8 protein-coding genes and 1 pseudogene are annotated in these 18,612 nt (G+C 40.1%); 4 read left to right on the forward strand and 5 right to left on the reverse strand.

Features of this window, described 5'->3' with window-relative positions; genetic code table 11:
* Positions 1-64 precede the first annotated feature (64 nt).
* The 4 genes and pseudogenes from E7X56_RS09045 (at position 65) to E7X56_RS09060 (ending at position 11,292) form a co-directional block, all read left to right on the forward strand.
* The gene (locus E7X56_RS09045; protein ID WP_167879499.1) at positions 65-4,654 is read left to right on the forward strand and encodes a cobaltochelatase subunit CobN; all 4,590 of its coding nucleotides are present in this window, start codon (positions 65-67) and stop codon (positions 4,652-4,654) included.
* A gap of 694 nt (positions 4,655-5,348) precedes the next feature.
* Positions 5,349-5,582, forward strand: a pseudogene (locus tag E7X56_RS09050) (DUF2149 domain-containing protein); the annotation flags it as partial.
* A 179-nt stretch (positions 5,583-5,761) separates the two neighbouring features.
* Positions 5,762-10,192: a cobaltochelatase subunit CobN gene (locus tag E7X56_RS09055; RefSeq protein WP_244603477.1), complete on the forward strand. Its 4,431-nt coding sequence runs from the start codon at positions 5,762-5,764 to the stop codon at positions 10,190-10,192.
* 575 nt (positions 10,193-10,767) lie between these two features.
* Positions 10,768-11,292, forward strand: coding sequence for a minichromosome maintenance protein MCM (locus E7X56_RS09060; protein WP_167879500.1), 525 nt, complete (start codon positions 10,768-10,770; stop codon positions 11,290-11,292).
* 349 nt (positions 11,293-11,641) lie between these two features.
* Here E7X56_RS09060 and E7X56_RS09065 read toward each other — a convergent pair whose 3' ends face one another.
* The 5 genes from E7X56_RS09065 to E7X56_RS09085 all read right to left on the reverse strand — a co-directional run bounded on the left by E7X56_RS09065 (position 11,642) and on the right by E7X56_RS09085 (position 18,496).
* Positions 11,642-11,848 carry a hypothetical protein gene (locus E7X56_RS09065; RefSeq protein WP_135606450.1) on the reverse strand — a complete coding sequence of 69 codons (207 nt, stop codon included), beginning with the start codon at positions 11,846-11,848 and terminating at the stop codon, positions 11,642-11,644.
* Positions 11,849-12,322: 474 nt separating this feature from the next.
* Positions 12,323-12,787 (reverse strand): very short patch repair endonuclease, encoded by a 465-nt coding sequence (locus E7X56_RS09070; protein WP_210409264.1) that lies wholly within the window; start codon positions 12,785-12,787, stop codon positions 12,323-12,325.
* 19 nt (positions 12,788-12,806) lie between these two features.
* Positions 12,807-14,510, reverse strand: coding sequence for a response regulator receiver domain (locus E7X56_RS09075; RefSeq protein ID WP_135606451.1), 1,704 nt, complete (start codon positions 14,508-14,510; stop codon positions 12,807-12,809).
* On the reverse strand, positions 14,500-17,421 hold the full coding sequence (locus E7X56_RS09080; protein ID WP_167879506.1) for an ATP-binding protein: 2,922 nt from the start codon (positions 17,419-17,421) through the stop codon (positions 14,500-14,502). The genes E7X56_RS09075 and E7X56_RS09080 overlap by 11 nt, the downstream gene beginning before the upstream one ends.
* Entirely contained in the window at positions 17,387-18,496 is a 1,110-nt protein-coding gene (locus tag E7X56_RS09085) for a DNA cytosine methyltransferase (protein ID WP_210409265.1), read from the reverse strand. Before E7X56_RS09085 ends, E7X56_RS09080 begins: the two co-directional genes overlap by 35 nt.
* Between the last annotated feature and the right edge of the window lie 116 nt (positions 18,497-18,612).

Here is an 18,612-nt window from a genome sequence, read left to right on the forward strand (position 1 = left end):
TTCATTGAATGTTAGCACACATTATTTTCCTTTGAATGATACATCAACAAACGCAGATATAATATTGATCGATATAAGCGACAGTGACAATATTATAGAGCTTTCAAATGCGATCAATAATGGAAGCATCACTGGTAGGCGCATTGCTTTAACTCAGGAAGCTCACAACCTGTCGGATGTGTCTCAGAGTGTTCAGGATAACGCATCGCTCTACTGGACCTGGAGCGATAAAAATCTTCAAAACTTTTTAGTCTATGCAGCGACTGAGCTTGATGGCAGGGATGATCTGGTTACATATGTACAGCAACCCATACGGACATCTGTTCTTTTGGTGGTACTTCCAAATCATGCAACAATAATGGGTGTGATGGACGAGCTTTCTGAATACGGAATAGACTGCCAGTTCGCAAATCTTACGGCAATATCGATGGTTGCGAGGGACCAGTCCCAGGCCGATTTTGTGAATGCAGAAATAGATGCGTGGGAAGGGGACATAATATTCGAGTTCGTAGCAGATTCCCAGTATGATCTTTACAAAGATCATATATCGGTAGCAGGTGATCGCGGTGTGAAGGTTCTTGGTGTTGGAGGATTTTCCACTGAGGCCTGGCATTCCCAGAATGTGGAGAATGGGGATGCTGTGCTGAGCAAACTGTTTAGCAAGAGTTCCAAGAGTCCGGGTTACTGGAGAACCGTCCTTCCCGAAAACCTTGTCAGGATGTTTATCTATGTTACAAATGAAGCAGACAACCGCCCGGACCTCGCAAGTTTCGTAAAACCCACAATGACGGTGCCACCTGCTGCTATATATCATCCGGATGCACCTTCTTGTACGTATAACGGTGATCAGTTCGAACACCTTTTCCTGACCCGCGAGGATTACAATAACTGGTATATCTCAAGCGGGCACTACAACGCTTCCGATGAATGGATTGGCATAGCTATGTATTACAGGGACTATCAGGAAGGGAAGATGCATACAGAAGATGCCATGATACGAAAGCTCGAGGAAGATGGTTACAACGTCATAGCAAGTTATGTTCCATGGAGCAGTCCTATAAATCATTTTTACGATAACTCCGACGAGACCTACAGAGTGGATGCAATTATAAGTTTCATGTTCTTCGGTGCCACCGGTCCGTCTACAGTGCTTGAGATTAGTGATGTTCCGGTGCTCAAGGCTGTAAGTCTGTCCTATCAGACCTATCCTCAATGGGAGCAAGATCCCTATGGCCTCAATGGCATGGCAATCACCTGGAAGCTAGACCAGCCAGAGATGGACGGCGTTATATGCCCCATACCTGTCGAAGCACAGTTTACTGAAGAAGACGATGTGCGCTATCCAATTATGGACAGGGTGGAGCGTATACTGGGGCAGGCTAAGTCCTATGCCGATCTTCGCCACACAGCAAATGAGGATAAGAAAATAGCTATCATCTACTTCAACCACCCTCCGGGAAAACATGATGTCGGGGCAAGCTATCTCAACCTCTTCGAGTCTCTGGAACTCATGCTTGATTCCCTGGAGATGGCTGACTACACCGTTCAGAATATGAGCTCAGAGGAACTCCAGAGAAGGATCCTTCTGGAAGGCCGTAACGTAGGTTCATGGGCTCCGGGAGAGCTTGATGCCCTGGTGGAAGAAGGACTAAGGGATGACTCAATTGTGCTTCTGGATTCTGATCTCTACGAGGGCTGGTTTGGTGAGCTTCCCGAGGACATCAGGCATGAGGTCACTGAAACATGGGGTGCTCCGCCTGGTGAGATGATGGTGGTGAATCGTGAAGGTAAGGATTACATCGTCCTCCCGATGATCAAGAACGGGAATGTGATCCTTACCCCGCAGCCTGCCAGGGGCTGGGAGGAGGACGTTAGCAGTCTTTATCATGACCTGAACATTCCAGTACCTCATCAATATATGGCATTCTATCTCTGGCTTCAGCATCAGGAGGAAGAGGGCGGATTTGGTGCCGATGCACTGGTTCATGTCGGACGACACGGAACTCATGAATGGCTTCCTGGAAAGATGGTGTGTCTTAACAGCACCAGCTATTCCGATCTCCTGCTTGCGGATATGCCAAATATCTATCCATACATTGTGGACGGTGCCGGTGAGGGTATACAGGCAAAGCGCAGGGGATACGCTACCCTGATAAGTCACCTTACTCCACCAATAGCCCACAGCGGACTCTATGGGGAACTCACCAACCTTAAGTTCAACCTGATGCGCTATCAGCAGTATAAGCAGACCAATTACACAATTGGAATGACCCATACAAGAGAAAATGTTTTAGATATCCTCAACAACAGCACCGTTGATGAGGATCTTGGTCTTGAAATAAACGACAACAACTTTGAGATTACGCTTGAAGAGATGGTCGAGTACATAGAGGATCTGACATCCGAGACAATACCCTATGGTACCCACATTTTCGGTAACGGTCCTGAGGGGCAGAAGGCTGCTATGTTCATTGAATCTATGCATGCAGACCTTCTCCTGAACACTTCCTGTGAACTTTTTGGATACAACACAACCAGGGTTTCAGCCGGAGGTATCGATGTAATGCAGGAGCGATGGGAGGCGGACAACCTCAGCACATGGCTTGCAGGCAGCGTCATCAATTGCAGTTCAGAAATCGAGTTTGTGGATTCTGTCGCATTGCACCTGAACCGTTCGCTTGATGATGGTGAGGTCAGCACACTGAACCAGACGTTCGATGCAGCGACCCGGACATATCTCCTGCTCAACTGTTCCGGTGAGATCACATCATTTGTGCACGCGCTGGATGGGGGATATGTTTCACCCAGTGAACAGGGAGATCCGGTAAACAATCCTGAAGTGCTCCCTACGGGCAGGAATTATTATGGATTCAATTCTAAAAAGGTCCCTGATCCAACGACATGGGAAATCGGCAAAGAACTGGCTGACGAGATGCTCATAGCCTACTACAATGAGCATGGGCAATTCCCTGAGAAGATAGGGGTAAGCCTATGGTCTGTGGAAACTCTTCGCCACAACGGTGTCATGGAATCAATGGTCCTGCGACTGATGGGTGCAGAGCCCAGTTTTTATATCTCTAAGTCAGGGGCATTTAGCAAAGTGTACAATGACAGAGTTGTTGTGTCACCTCTTTATGAGCTTACCATCGTGGACGCAAACGGGACCGTTTTACAGCGTCCTCGTGTGGATGTGGTAATCACAACTTCCGGCCTCTATAGGGATACCCTCCAGTACCAGATGAGACTACTGGATGTTGCAGCTCATACGATCTCAGAGCAGAATGAGAGCATCTCGGACAATTATGTGCGAAAGCACAGCCTTGAGATCGAGGAGGCTCTTCTTGCAATGAATGAAACTGAGCAGCAGAGGATCCTGGATACATATATGCAAGCTGACCCCGGCTTTGATGGCAACTTCACCGATCTTGCAGCCTATTTCTCCGAGCTCAGGATCTTTGCTCCACCTCCTGGAGGATATGGTGTTGGAATAGAGAAGGAGATCGAAGCTGGAGGCACTGATTGGAATTCAAGCAACTCAACACAGGATATTGCAGATCTGTACATCTTCAGGATGGCTAATATGTACACCACTGATAGTGAAGGGGTTGTACATCACCTTGGAAACTACGAGTCTGTCTTCAGGGAAAATCTGGATGGCACTGAGATCGTCTTCAATAGCCGCTCTACCAGTTTGTATGGAGTGCTCGATAATGATGACTTCTTCCAGTATGTTGGTGGACTGTCTGTTGCCATCGAGCATATCTCCGGAACAGCTCCCGAGATAAAGGTCGTGAACCTGCGTGGAGATCCTAAAGTGGAAGGGCTTGATATGTTCCTTGCAAGGGAGCTCCGTACAAGAGCGCTGAATCCCCTCTACCTTACTGGAATGATGGATTCCGGATACTCCGGAATGAAGGAGATTGCCGAGATCGTGGACAATTTGTATGGCTGGCAGGTCACAACCCCTGGTCTTGTGGAGGACTACATGTGGAATGACATTTACGAGACACTTGTGCTCGATAAGCACGGGCTTGGCATCAAAGAAGCTTTCAATGACCAGAACCCATATGCATATCAGTCAACTGCAGCCCGTATGCTGGAAGCCATTCGCAAGGGCTACTGGGACGCATCCGATGAGACCATCCAGACCCTTACCAAGGAATATGCAGAATCCGTGGCTGAGAATGGTGTTACATGCTGTCATCACACCTGTGGAAACCCGCTTCTTGATGAATATGTCAGGGGCCTGATGTCGATACCTGGTGTAGTCAGTGAGGAAGTTGCTCAGGATTATAACGATCTAATGAGTGAAGCGACACAGAGGGAAATACAAACCAGCTCTTCTTCTACTGCAAAGAAGCACAGTTCAGGTGGAGGGACCGGAACTGCTGAAATCATTGAATCCGGGTCCGGCAATCAGACTCAGGTCGTGGATGGAGGGTATGGAACGGATGTCGAACAGTCACCACAGTTGTCTTCCAGTTCTGATTCAGAAACCAACTACGTTGAAGGGTATGAAATGACAAAAGAATCCACAACAAGTGAGTCACGTTCGTCATCTCCATCCTTCTCAGGTGCTGATATTTTAGGCAGTGTGTTGGTCGTGTTGGCCGTTGCTGTCATAACTATCGGTTTCAGGAGACGAAGGATCTAACATCAATTAGCAGCACTTCGATAATGCTGTCGAAGTGTCTTTTTATTTTTTTTAATTTGGTTATCGAAGTGATGATTCTCAATGCCTGGTTATGTGCATGCCATAAAAGGTATAAAGAGGGATCTTGGGCTTTTGACGCTCTGACTTATAGCCGATGTTTGAATTAATACTCGATACTATGCATGGAGCAGCTGCTTCAGTTATTCTGATGAACGTATTATCGGAGTTACCTGCCATAATCGGGCGGGAATATTCTAATTTTTTTACCAATCCTATATTATTCACACAATCGTCATTCAATAAAGTTGGTATGTTGCTTGTATCAAAGCTATACCTCACATTTTATTTTCAAATACATCTTTTATTATTTGATGGAAAATCATTATCTTTGCTGTAACTTCATTTTTTGATTTGTTCTGATGTGTAAAGTCTTAGCATTATCTTTCTTTTTATATCCCAAAGCAATTGCATTTATATCTATATGCGTCACCTTAATGTCAAAAAGTAATACATATACGATTAAAAACTCATGTTTATATACTATATCTGTTTTATGTGTTGCACTCAACTAAACTTGTCTAATTTAGTAAAGAATCATATTTGATTTAATATGGTGTATACATTATCAATTTGGGTGACCTATATGGTGTTAGTAACATACATTTTAAACAAATATTTAATTTTGTAAGAGATGCTTGTGACTTCTTACCAGTTACCTGAACTGCTCAGTCCTACTGAAGATATAACCATAGTAAAGAATCCTGGTCAGGAGAATATGAAGATCATAGTCAAAGAAGGGCAGATATAGAAGTATTGAATATGACCGATCAGATAGGTGGTGGTACCGGTGAAGCACTGGGTACGGCTTACCAACTCTGATGGTCGTGTTGTTTACGTTCCTGATACCGGAAACGAGGCCGGGTCCTGATTCTTTCAAGAGTGTGTGTAGAAACGAACAATAAGAAAATAGATGAAAATGTGTGGATAATGAAAGCTTCCCCCATCCTGGAACCGCCTCCAAGCAAAGTGCCAGGATAGGGTACACATTATCGGGTTGATAATATGCATAGATTAAAGAGTAGTTTATTGATTGTAAGTGCATTGCTGATGTTGGTAATTGCACCTGTAGTATCGGCGGATGAAAATGGAATTACTTTTGTGCTCGGGACGGAGGAAAATAGGCAATCTCTGATCAACGTATCTGATGAGGTAACAGTGAATATTAGTGTATACAATTCCTCTCAAGCAAAATCGATAGATTTTAGCAATGAATCCTTGCTGTTTCTGGCATCGCTGGATAATCAAACAGTAACAAGCATAAACAGCACGCTAAATACGAATGCTGATGTTTTTACATATAACCTTTCCAGTGAAATTGATATAGGGAATATAGATAATTCCAATCTCACAAATTATTGGGAGGCTGGCGGAGATGAACAGATAAAGAATCTCATTGAATACATGAACAGTACCTATGGGTCAAATGAGTCTGCTTATAGGCCAAAGATCGCCTATGTGTTCTCAAGGCAGAATTCGGTCATTATGATGACGGATGTGACAAATGATCCCTCTGTAAACACAGAACTCAATATCAGTGTCAATTTTGGTCGTTCAAATGAAGACCTCAGTTTTGATCTGAGTGGTCAGGATGTTGTGTTGTTGAGAAACCTGGATGCTCCGGTTGTCGAAGCTCTCATCCCCACGATCAATGAAGCTAGGAACAATGGTGCTGATGTCATCTGTGTAGGTGATCTTGTCGAGTCATACAATCTGCATAATGTCAACCTTTCTGATTCCCAGTACTCAGATATAAGAGTCTATCTTGAATACGACTCAATGGAAAATTTCAAACGGCTTTCAATGTTTATCGGAGTGAAGTTCTGTGATGTAGGTGTGACAATCCTGCCTCCTGTTGTAAGACCTGTCTATGGGATATATCACCCCGAGGCTCCTGAGATATACAACGATACAGAACAATATCTGGATTGGTATAATTCCACAGGAAAATATGACCCTTCAAAACCAATGATAGGTATTGTCACCAGTAGTTTCAAGAGGATGAGTCGTGATTCACCGCTTATGGATGCGCTGGTGGAATCCTTCGAAGCCCAGAATTGCAATGCTATTGTCACCACATATTCCTACAAAGACAGTGACTCTTTGAGCTATCTCATGATGAATAATCAATCAGTTGCTGACACGCTCATCGTGATCTCCCGTGGATCTCGCCTCAATTATAAAGATTCTGATAAAGGCGTGAGTGATCTTCAGACCCTGAACGTAACCGTGCTCAACGGTATTCGACTTTTCTATAGTGTCAACCAGACTCAGTGGGAAAGCTCTCCCCATGGTATAGATCCCATGCAGACATTCCAGCTGGCAGCTGCCGAGATGGATGGAATAATCGAACCTATAGTCATCGGTTGTAAGGAAATTGACCCTGTAACTGGAAGTGATTATTACAAGCCAATAGACTATCAGGTAGAATGGCTCACACAGAGGTCAATATCCTGGATGCAGCTGCACAGGATGTCCAATTCCCAGAAGAAAGTTGTCATACCCTACTATGCTGCAGAGGCCGGAAAGGCGGCAATTGGTGCGGATATTGATTATTATCTGGATGCACAGGCCAGCCTTGCAAATCTGCTAGAGGCTATGAAGTTACGAGGTTATGATCTCGGGACTGACCCGTTGCCCAACAGAGATGAGCTCACCCAGATTATGGTAACAAAGGGGTACAATATGGGCACATGGGCACCCGGGGAGCTGGAGACGCGCGTGGAAGAGGGAAGTGTCATCCTGATCCCTGAATCGCAGTACCTGGAATGGTTCTATGAACTACCTCAGAGCAAGCAGGAAGAGATGATAGGGATATGGGGAGAACCTCCAGGTGAGATCATGGTCTACCAGAACGAAACCGGAAGGTACCTCGTTATACCAAAGATAGAGTTTGGAAATGTATTACTTGCCCCGGATCCAATGTGGGGATGGGATCAAAACGAGACTGTAATGTACCATGACGGTTCCATTCCCCCAACACACCAGTGTCTTGCCTTCTATCTATATTTTGGAAAGACATACGATGCAGATGCCTTGTTCACCATATTCACCAGCATTGAGATGATGCCAGGTAAGGAAGCGGGCCTTTCTGCTCAAGATTGGGGAGCAATCCTGCTTCAGGATATGCCCATGGTGCACGTCCTGCCTATGGATGCTGAGGGTATCTTTGATCGCAGGAGAGCAAACATGCTCATTGTGGACTTCATGACCCCAACTATTGTACCATCTGGTCTTTATGGTAACCTTTCACTACTACAGCAGGACATCCAGATGTACAGGCAGGTGGTTGATGAGAATGTAAAGGTTCAGTACAGGGCTGATATCATTAATCAAACAAGGGAAATGAATCTGGATAAGGATCTGGAAGTGGATATGGATGCAATTGAAGGTAATGTTACAGCTACTGATCTCTTAATTGATGATCTGGAAGATTATCTCCAGGAATTAAAAACCACATTCATGCCCTATGGTTCTCATACACTCAGTGAACCACCAACCGGAGATAGTCTGGTTGCAATGGTCGAATCCATGCTGGGTGATGAGTTCAGGCAGCATGTACAAGCTGTGAATCTAACACCCGGTATATCCGCTGCCCTTCTTAATGAGACTGTGCTCAACGGGACATCATCTGTAGATGCGCAGAATATGATACTTGGAACAGTGTCTGATGATATAACAGCTGACCTTAACCTTTCAATAGAATATAATTCAAGGATTCAAGCCTGCACTATCGAGATTCCACGCATCCTCGATGCTCTTGAGGGCAAATACATACCCCCTGGTCCGGCCGGTGACCCCATACGAAACCCGGATGCACTACCCACGGGCAGGAACCTGTGCACGTTTGATGATAGGCTCATTCCTACACATGCCGCTTGGGATGTAGGTACAGACCTTGCAAATGAGCTAATAGCCCTGCGCCTTGAAGAAAATGGTACATATCCGAAGAAAACGGCTTTCCTTCTATGGTCCATTGAGACCACCAGGCATCAGGGTACCATGGAATCCGAGATATTCTACATGCTCGGGGTAAGGCCTGTATGGGATAGTAAAGGCAGGGTAAAGAGTGTAGAGCTCATCAATTCAAGTGAACTGGGAAGACCAAGGATCGATGTGTTGATCACAACCTCTGGTTCTTACAGGGATATGTATGGAAGCAGGCTTGAACTGATCGATGAAGCGATAAGACTTGCAGCAGAAGCTGATGGTGACATATACCCTAACTATGTTAAGCAGAATTCGGATTCGATCTACCAGTCTTTGATCGATGAAGGGTACGACAATGAAACTGCATATAGTCTCTCAGTTTCCCGTGTATTCTGTCCACCGCCGGGTTCATACACCCCGGGAATCGAGCATGCCATAAGCAGTGATACTTGGGAGGAAAGACAAAAGATAGCAGATCTCTACATAGATCGCATGGGTTACATCTATGGTCAGGATATGTGGGGTGAGCAGTATACTGATGTATTCAGGCAGAACCTTGAAGGTGTTGAACTTGGTGTTTTTAGTCGCACCTCCAACCTTTACGGTACCCTGGAACATCCTATGGTTGCAGCATACTTCGGTGGTTTGAGCCTTGCCGTGGAAAGCGTGACAGGTGGAGATGGGCCTGACATGTACATCAACAACCAGCGTGACATTGATGGTGCAAAGGTTGAAACTTTGAACCATTTCCTGAGCATGGATCTGCGTTCACGTTACCTGAATCCCAAATGGATCGATGGAATGATGGAGCATGGATTCGATGGTACCCGCTACATGGATGCTTTTATCGGCAATATGGGAATCTGGGATACCACGATGCCTGATCTAGTAACGGATTCTATGTGGGATGAGGTCTATGAAACGTATGTCCTTGACAAGCATGACATAGGTGTATCTGATTATCTGAAGGAAAGTAACCCCTATGCATATCAGTCAATGACTGCGAACATGCTAAATTCCGTACTCCGGTCTGATTGGGATGTTTCGGAAGAGGTTGTACAAAACCTTGTAAGAGAATATGTGGAATCTGTTGTAGAAAATGGTGTAACATGCTGCCATCACACCTGTGGTAACCCAACTCTGGATGGGTATATTCAGGGAATGATGTCCGTTCCGGGTGTTGTCAGCAAGGAAACTGCAGATGAATACAGCAAGCTGATGCAGGAAGCCACGCAGAGAGAAATACCATCTGAATCCCGTAGTCGTAGTAGTAGTGGAACCACTGCATCTGCTTCGATCGTCGACTCCTCAAGCAATCAGACTACGGTAAATGATGCAGGTTATGGAACCTCTGCCGAGCAGGCACCAGAGGCTTCTCAACAAAGCACACCAGAAGACTACGTTGAAGGGTATGAAATGACAAAAGAACCCACAACGAGTAATTCGGCATCATCGTCTCCATCCTTCTCAGGTGCTGATATTTTAGGCAGTGTGTTGGTCGTGTTGGCCGTTGCTGTCATAACTATCGGTTTCAGGAGACGAAGGATCTAAAATCAACTAAGTAGCACTTCGATAATGCTGTCGAAGTGTCTTTTTATTTTTTTTAATTTGGTTATCGAAGTGATTGATTCTCAATACCTGGCTATATGCATTCCATAAAAGGTATAAAGGGAATCTTGGGCTTTTGGCGCTCTTACTTATAGCCGATGTTTGAATTAACAATCTATAATATGCATGTGGCGGCTGCTTCAGTTATTCTGGTGAACGTATTATCAGAGTTATGTCTTTTTACTTCCCCGGAAAGAACCACTTGTATGTACCCCATGAAACTCCCCAAATGTTCCTTCCTCACTGTCTCACAGCAACTGCTTAAATGATGGGAGTTTGGTTTTTTGGTGGTAGCAACTGAAGATTGGTTAGCTGCTGGGAGGAAAATACCTTCTCAATAATACAACATCTTCCTATCCTTACTCCTCCGGGTGGGAATTGCATTGTATAGAGCTCCAATGCTTACAATGTTAACAGTGTTGCTCATATAAATAAAAATTGTGATTCTGCGTGACTCGAGATATTGATATAACATAAAAAATAATTGAGCATGCGATTAATATGGGGGCAGTGGAATTTTGAAAATAAGGGATATTAGAAGCAAGGACATTTCAAATACAATATCTGTTGAAGGTGAAGTTTCAACCATAAATGAAATTCGTCCTAAATTGAAAACTGCTGCTTATATGTGTAACATTTGTGAAGGAATTGTGTGTTTACCAGTAGAAGGATCTAAAATTGGGAAACCGGTACATTGTGAAAATGAAAGTTGCGGTAAAATATCTGGTTTTACTCTTTTGGATGATAAATCTTCAAAGACTGATTCTCAGCAAATAGAGATCAAGGAATTGGATAATATCTGTGATCCAAGGTCATTAATCGTTCATTTGGAAGGGGACCTGGTGGACACTGCAAATGTTAAAGATAAGATCATTGTAACCGGAGTACTAAAAGCACACTTCCAATCAACATCTACTACTGGTGATTTTGTTTTAGAAGCTAACTCAGTTGAAAAAATCAAAGAAAAGAAACTGGTTGCCGATAATAAAGAGGGAACAGAGTCAAGTGGAGAAATACAGATCATACGTGAAATAATCGACTAGCTCAGATTATCTTCCCCTTCCGATAAAGTTTTACTTGAAGATATTTACCGGGAAGCTTCAAATTTACATATTGGACGAGAACGTGCTGAAAAGTATATTGCAAAACTTAGACGCCAGGGTTGTGCATATTTACCGGATGAGAAACATTTAAGAGCTCTTTGGTGATCTGGTTCAAACGTTGACCACACCTTTTTCATTTTTCATAAAAATATCAGGTATTTCCTCTCTTCTACCGCCTGTTCATGATGTTTGCCATACATTTGTCACTGCAACGCAGCATAAGACGAAAACTTCTTCTTCCGCATCTGCAACGTTGCATGAAGACCTACTCCCTGCAACATGGCCGCTTTCATTCTCGGTTTTCCGGTTTAGTCCTCCTGGCTTCCAGCAGGTAAATTACCCCGATCATTGCAAATCCGACTGTGATCAAAAGCAATGGAATAGTCTTCGATGAACTTGTACTCCTTCCTAAAAGAGAGCTTAAATTGAATATTAGCAACAAAGAAATTGCAACTAACGAAATGATAATTGTTTTCACTTTGTTTTCGTTTTTCATACTACCACTTCACAACATTAGATATAAATTTTTATAGTTTTTTTGTATAAAAATACTATATATTATTTAAGCTTTATCCTCCATGTTTATGCACGAAGTCATTGTAAAACAACATAAGGCGAGACTTATTCTACATCAATACAGAAATTGTGGCATCAATGCATCCATATGGTCATCGTGACCGACTTCAGGGAATTGCTAAAACACTGTCAGACACTTCGATGAGCTGGCTCTTCGTCAGCCAAACAGCCCGGCTAGCGAGCCGTTCTTGAGCACAAGATGGAAGATGGTGATTGGATGGCTCTGATTATCCGGAAATTAGTCAATTTCTACACAATAAATAGGTTTTATTGTGCAATATGCTAGGATGTGAAGTCTCGTAGGGTAGCATTTGATACTTCAGGTCTTTGTAGCCTGGGACTTAGGTTTGAATCCGGATGGGGCGACTATTTTTTTAATCTTCAGGGATTAATATTAGGTCAAATCATGAACATCAAGATTAGAAGTTATTTCATGAACCAATAAATCGAGTCTATTTTTTCTTTTTTGTTTGGTAAGTATCTCACATTCCCAAATCACAATAACATTCCAACCTTCACGTTTCAAAAGGGAAATATTCTTAGAATCTCTTTCGACATTCTCCTTTATTTTTTCTAACCAAAATTCAGTGTTCGTTTTTGGAAGCTGAGCTCTTCGACAATTCTCATGATTATGCCAAAAACATCCATTTACAAAAATTATGGTGCGGTACTTCGGCAACACAATATCTGGTTTGCCAAGGTATCTTACATCATTAATTCGAAATCGGAATCCTTTTGAAAAAAGAAACTTTCGAATTATGAGTTCTGGTTTTGAATCTTTTCCACGTATTTTCGACATTATTTCATGACGTTTTTGTTCTGAATAGATATCAGTAATAAAAATACCCCATACATTCAAATTATTGATCTTTGATTTCTTATTTAGGTTGTTTTTCTCTAGTATTCACTAAGTTTATACCCACTCTTGAAGCATAACTAAAGGAATGGTTTGCAATTCTTTGAGTATAATTTTCTTTTTGGGTTGCTTTGTATGATAGATAGTTTTCATCTTTACCATAAGTAACTTTAATGGCGTTAGAAGAGTTATTATCCGCATTATCAATATGAAATGTGAATGGCTTTCCAGTCCACTGTATACAAATAGGTTCATCGTCATCATTAATCATAAACGAAAAATATTCGCTTTCAGCATCGTGCAATCCTATTTCGATGTTACATTGATGACCTGATACAAAGTACAAATGATTATTTATTTTATCAGGACGGTGACAATCGCAGTGTGGCGTTATGCATAACATGAACCTTTTAAATTTTTCACCGTTCTGTCCTTCTGATAATGTAAAAATATCCCCAAAATGTATTTTGTCATCTTCCTTTATTTCTACTTTTGAAAATGAATAATGGTAGTTAAGCTTAGCTAATTCATTCAAAAACTTAGTTCTATCGTCAGAACGGTATGCTTCAATTTTAGGTCCAATATCATTTAGATCTATATATTTATCAAATACAGTAAATAATTTTGGTGTTTGGGTTGAGCTAAATGTCGATAGCTCATCTCCCCAACAATTTCTCAAAAAGTCATGAAATTCATCTTCGGAACCTAGACTTTGTCGGTGGAAAAAGAATGCTACTTCGTTAATACCATAAAGTTCATTGCCAATAATTCCAGAATTATTTCTAAATATATTTTTCATTTCCAATGAGAGCAATGCAAGGAAATTGCGAGGATATTTGTGGATACTTTGTGCAAATTGGCTGTATACATCTTCAGGCAAAGTTGCACTGGTTTTATCATCAATACTCTTCGGTTTATGGTAAATAACAATTGTAGTATTGTTAATTATAAATGAATTCTCAACACCTTCTACTGTGATAACCTTATAATTGTTGTCTTTATTACTGACTTCAGCATTATTTACTTGATATGCAATAAGCATAATAATATCTTCGAATTTAGATAGGGATAGAATATCCCCTCCTGCCCTCACAAAAGTTTTCATGAAGTTCCCGATTTCTCTAGAATCAACCTCTTCCTTTAGCTGCTTTTGGATCTCTTTCATTATGATTATTTTATCATCATCAGACGATGTGGCATAATCTTTCAAAATACTGGACATGGACTCAAAAGTTTTGTTTGGGTCGCTGATATCTGTGTCATCCTCTAACTTACTACAAAATGTCTCATATGCTACCTCCATTTCATGCGTATTAAATGTAAAATTTGCAAAAAAAGAGTTAATATTTATTTCAATTTCAGTGAAATCTGGCATCTGAGTATAAATTATAACGAAAGGAAGGCTTTCTAATTCAACAGCATTCCATAGGATTTCTAAAGGTTCTTTATAATTACTGGAATTGTCCAACTCCCAATCAAGTATCAATAAATCGCGATTATTTAAAATAAAATTTTTGTTTGAATTCCAATGTTCGGGAGTTGTATACCTATATACATCCAAACTACATCCTTTATCTCTAAATGAAATCAATAATTTTTTCGGAGTATCATCGTCATCCCCATCCCCAGATTTAGTAGCGTATGGTTCTACAAATTTATCATCAATACATATCGCTGAACGGATCGATTGTTCAACTATTTCATTGGCTATAGTCTCAAAATCCATTATCAACCAACTCTTTTTCAAATTTTTGGATTACAAAGCATGCACCATTCAAAGTATTTAAATTTTTATCATTGGTTGCATAAATATCATATCCAATTGAACGCAGGTTTGTTTTCGCTAAATACAACCCTATTCCCCTTCCACCAGGTTTTTTTGTGAAAAAAAGAGAAAATATTTTTTCAAGATATGCAGGAGCTATTTTATCTCCTGAATTTTGGATTAATATTTTATCAAATTTATTAGTTATGTGTATTTTTCTATCCTTTGAAGGAATTAACCAATACATTGCATTATTTATAACGTTAATAAAAACAGGCATAATTATTGATTCATAACTGTAGAATGAATATTCCTTAAAAGAAGGATCAACTGTAAAGGTAATATTATCTCTTTCAAAATTGTTCATGAAAAAGTTATTTATGTATTTTTCAATGTCAGAACCTTTAATTTCCGTTTTTGACCGCCTTCTCGTTCTATACAGTGGCATAAGAAGCTTATGATTAGATTCCAAATGTTCAAAAGAACGACGAAGTTGGTTGTAATTATACTTAATTTCAGGTTTCTCATCACTAAATCTTTTAAAGAAATCGATTGCTGCTGACATTTCGGAATAAAGAACATTGAATTGATGGTCAATAATTTCTATTGCAATACCAACTTGAGCCAATTCATGAAGAGCTTCAACTTTCTCATTTATTTTTTCATATTGTTCTTTATACCAACCGACAAGCAAATCATCATCGATATCAAAATTGAGCCCTTCAACATGTTTAATAAAGGAACTGTATTTATCCTCAATTTCATCCATGAGGGAATCATGAATTGTTTCAAGCATCTCAATTCGATTTTTTACTTCAGCTTTATTTTCAGTTCCTGATATTATCAAGTGTCCTGTTTTTTCAGCATATAATTCCCCGGATTGTTTGATCTCATTCTTAAGCAGACTTCCTAATTCTTCTACTTTATTAGCAAATCGAGAATTGTATCCCTTTACCATAGATTCAACATCATCTTTAAAAAATTGATATTGATTTTCAAACTCTATTTTCAAATTTTCGTGTGATAATTTTTTCTGTGTTTCTGAAATAAGATCATTGCATTTTAGAGAAATACTCAATACTTGATCATATTTTTCACGATAATCTGCATATTTATTAGTTTGGGAATCGGTCAATTCAATTCTTTGGGGTTTAGATATTTTTAATTTGTTAAGTTCGGATTTTTTATTTTTGAGATCTACGATAAGAGAAGAAACATTGTTGTAAGTTAATACATCTTTACTGTTTTCTTCATTCAATTTATCATATAATATATCCATTTCAGAAGCAAGATCATCTATTGTTTGTGTATTTTCGTTGAGATCTCTTTTGAAACTTGTCGTCGTAATTTTACTCCTCTTCTTTTCGGCTTTGAGAAGTCTTTCATTCCGTTTCCTTATCAGTTCCACTTGCTCTTGCCGTAACGTCGGATTCGTTCCTTTATGTCTTTCATCTACATTTATGGTTCTCAAGAATCTTACTGAAAAATCGATAAAGAAGTCAATTAAATCAGCCTGAAATTCACGAAATGCTTTGTTAACAATAAAGCCTTCTCTCCCGGCTTTATCTGTTAGTTTTGGATTGCTATCTCGTTTAATTTCTATATATCCAAATACTCGACGTCGACTAAATTGATAGTATGTGGCACTAAGTGATCTTCTTTCTTCGAATTTCAAGAAATCATGGTCTGATCTTCCATATGGGAGTACTCGAAATTCATCCCTATATACATAAATACCGCCAAATTTCCCAGCCTTCCTTTTTAAGACATCCCATTTTTCCCTAGAAACATTTGAATTTTTTGAATCGCCTTCAATAAAACCAAATTCGATATTAAATTGGCCATAAGGTGTCTTTCCGGGCTGTCTACGAGGTCTAAAGGTATGTTTAAAATGTTCGTTATAAATTTGAACATCACCGGTAAAAAAGCCTTCTTCATTAAATGAACCTGTTACCCAATGGTCAGCAGCAAATATATCGTCTCTTTCAAAAAAATCTTGTTTATCGATTAAGTTGTATTTGCCTGCTATGTCATGGATCCAAAAAGAAGTTTCAAAAATTTGCTTATCTTTAAATGCATTATATATGCCACTTAGTGAAAAACGCAGATAGTTTGTGGTGGCATCGTCTTTTATTTCAATTGTATCGCCACGAGATAAATCTATTAATTGTTCATGGGGGTCAAAAATAATAAAAATAGTGCCATGGTCTTCATTATTAAAAAAATGAGACTCTAAATCTTCAAGTAAAAAATTAGGGATTATAAGCTTATCTAAATTATCTAGTATTTTGTCTTTTAAATGGCGATGCTCATGCCAATCGCCATTAGATAAATTATTTTTGAATTCTTCAACCAATTCCGAAAACTTCTCTTTTAATAAGCTCGATGATGAGATTTCTTTTATAGGAATATTAATATCATCCAAATAAAGATTAAAATTGTCTAATATTTCCCAATCCATAAAAAGAGCTGAACATTTCATTCCTTTCTTTTTAGTAAGCATCAGCATTTTTAAACCAAGATAAGATACAGATAACCTTCCAATTCCTTTTTCACCCATTGGAATACGAGGAGGTTTCCCCAATCGATCATCTTCAGTCAAAAGTGCCATTCCACGCGTTTTGGAATCAGTTCCCAAAACAATCCACTTTTTTTCAATATCTTCTGCAGACATTCCTGTCCCATCGTCAGAAAGTGTAAATAAAGGGGCTTTTAAGTCTCTATAACCTTTAAGGTATAGATCACATGAAAGATTGTCTGCATATGCATCATATCCATTTTTCCAAAGTTCGGATATTGCAGTAGGTAAATCTGCAATTTGACCTTTTCCTAAAAGATCAACTGCTCTTGCTTTTGCTCTGAACGATGGTATTTTTCCAACTCCTTATCAAATCAATCCCAATTCTTCTAGCAAGTTCAGGAGGAACAGCATTTCCAATTTGTCTTGCAATTGTTGCATTATTACTTCCTTTAAAAATATAATCTTTTGGGAATGTTTGTAATGTTGCTCCTTCTCTTAAAGAAATAGCTCTATTTTCTTCTGGATGACCAAATCTTCCATTGGAAAAACTATTGAATCTGGTTGTGATCGTTGGTGCTGGTTTGTCCCACCACATCCGAGCATATACATCCCCAAATATGTCATCTCTGCCCTTATATGCGTTAATTTGTAACGCTGGATTATCTTTCCAGCAGTGGCGTGTGCCCCCATCCCTTTTAGTAAGTTTCATCCTCTGAATATTTTGCTTGGAAAGGTTAGCAGAAGAATGAATGTAATCAGTTTCATCCTTGTGGCCTGCGGGAATTTTCTTAAATCCATTATTCCTGCCGATGAAGTTTCTAACCGTAAGATCATCGCTTTTTTCAGCTTCCGGGAGACGAATATCTTCCGATAAACGAGTTGCAACAAACAGATATCTTCGCCTGTTTTGAGGAACGCCATAATCATTTCCGTTAATTATGCCGTCGTCGAAGACATAAGATGAATCTGATAAATATTGTTTAAAGTCTCTTAGAACTCTATTTTCACTACTATTGCACAAACCTGGGACGTTTTCAATTACAATATAACCGGGTAGAAACTCATGAACAAAATACTTAAATCTGTCTAAAAGATCTTTGGTCATTTTACTTTTTGATTTATTTGTTCGAATCTTAGTCCAATACTGGCAAGGACTACATCCAATAAATACCAAAGAATCATCGTTTTTTAGAATGCCTGTGGCTTCTTTAAGATCATCTGCAGTATAAGAGGTAATGTCAGTTTCTATGTATGTGCTAGAATTGTTAATTTCATAAGTTTGTTTGCAATCCGAAGCTATATCAATTCCGGCCAGCACATCTATTCCTGATTGAATCATCCCCTGAGTCATTCCTCCAGCACCACAGAAGAAGTCGATTGCTTTTAATGTCTTTTTTTTATGGGGAATCATAGGTTTCAGCTTCATCGTTTTCTATTACATATCTTTTACAATTTATAAGGATATTTCTATTAATTGTAGATATGTGATGCTATCTTCCCTTTCTATTTTTTGAGGCAGGTTACCAAACCCATTAATTCCTG

The organism is Methanococcoides sp. NM1, assembly GCF_900774285.1.
Lineage (GTDB): Archaea > Halobacteriota > Methanosarcinia > Methanosarcinales > Methanosarcinaceae > Methanococcoides > Methanococcoides vulcani.

What these genes read in the sequence shown, in the direction of transcription:
- E7X56_RS09055 (WP_244603477.1), top strand. Translation starts at nt 5,762, where the DNA reads ATGTTGGTAATTGCACCTGTAGTATCGGCGGATGAAAATGGAATTACT.
- E7X56_RS09065 (WP_135606450.1), bottom strand. Translation starts at nt 11,848, where the DNA reads ATGAAAAACGAAAACAAAGTGAAAACAATTATCATTTCGTTAGTTGCA.
- E7X56_RS09075 (WP_135606451.1), bottom strand. Translation starts at nt 14,510, where the DNA reads ATGGATTTTGAGACTATAGCCAATGAAATAGTTGAACAATCGATCCGT.
- E7X56_RS09085 (WP_210409265.1), bottom strand. Translation starts at nt 18,496, where the DNA reads ATGAAGCTGAAACCTATGATTCCCCATAAAAAAAAGACATTAAAAGCA.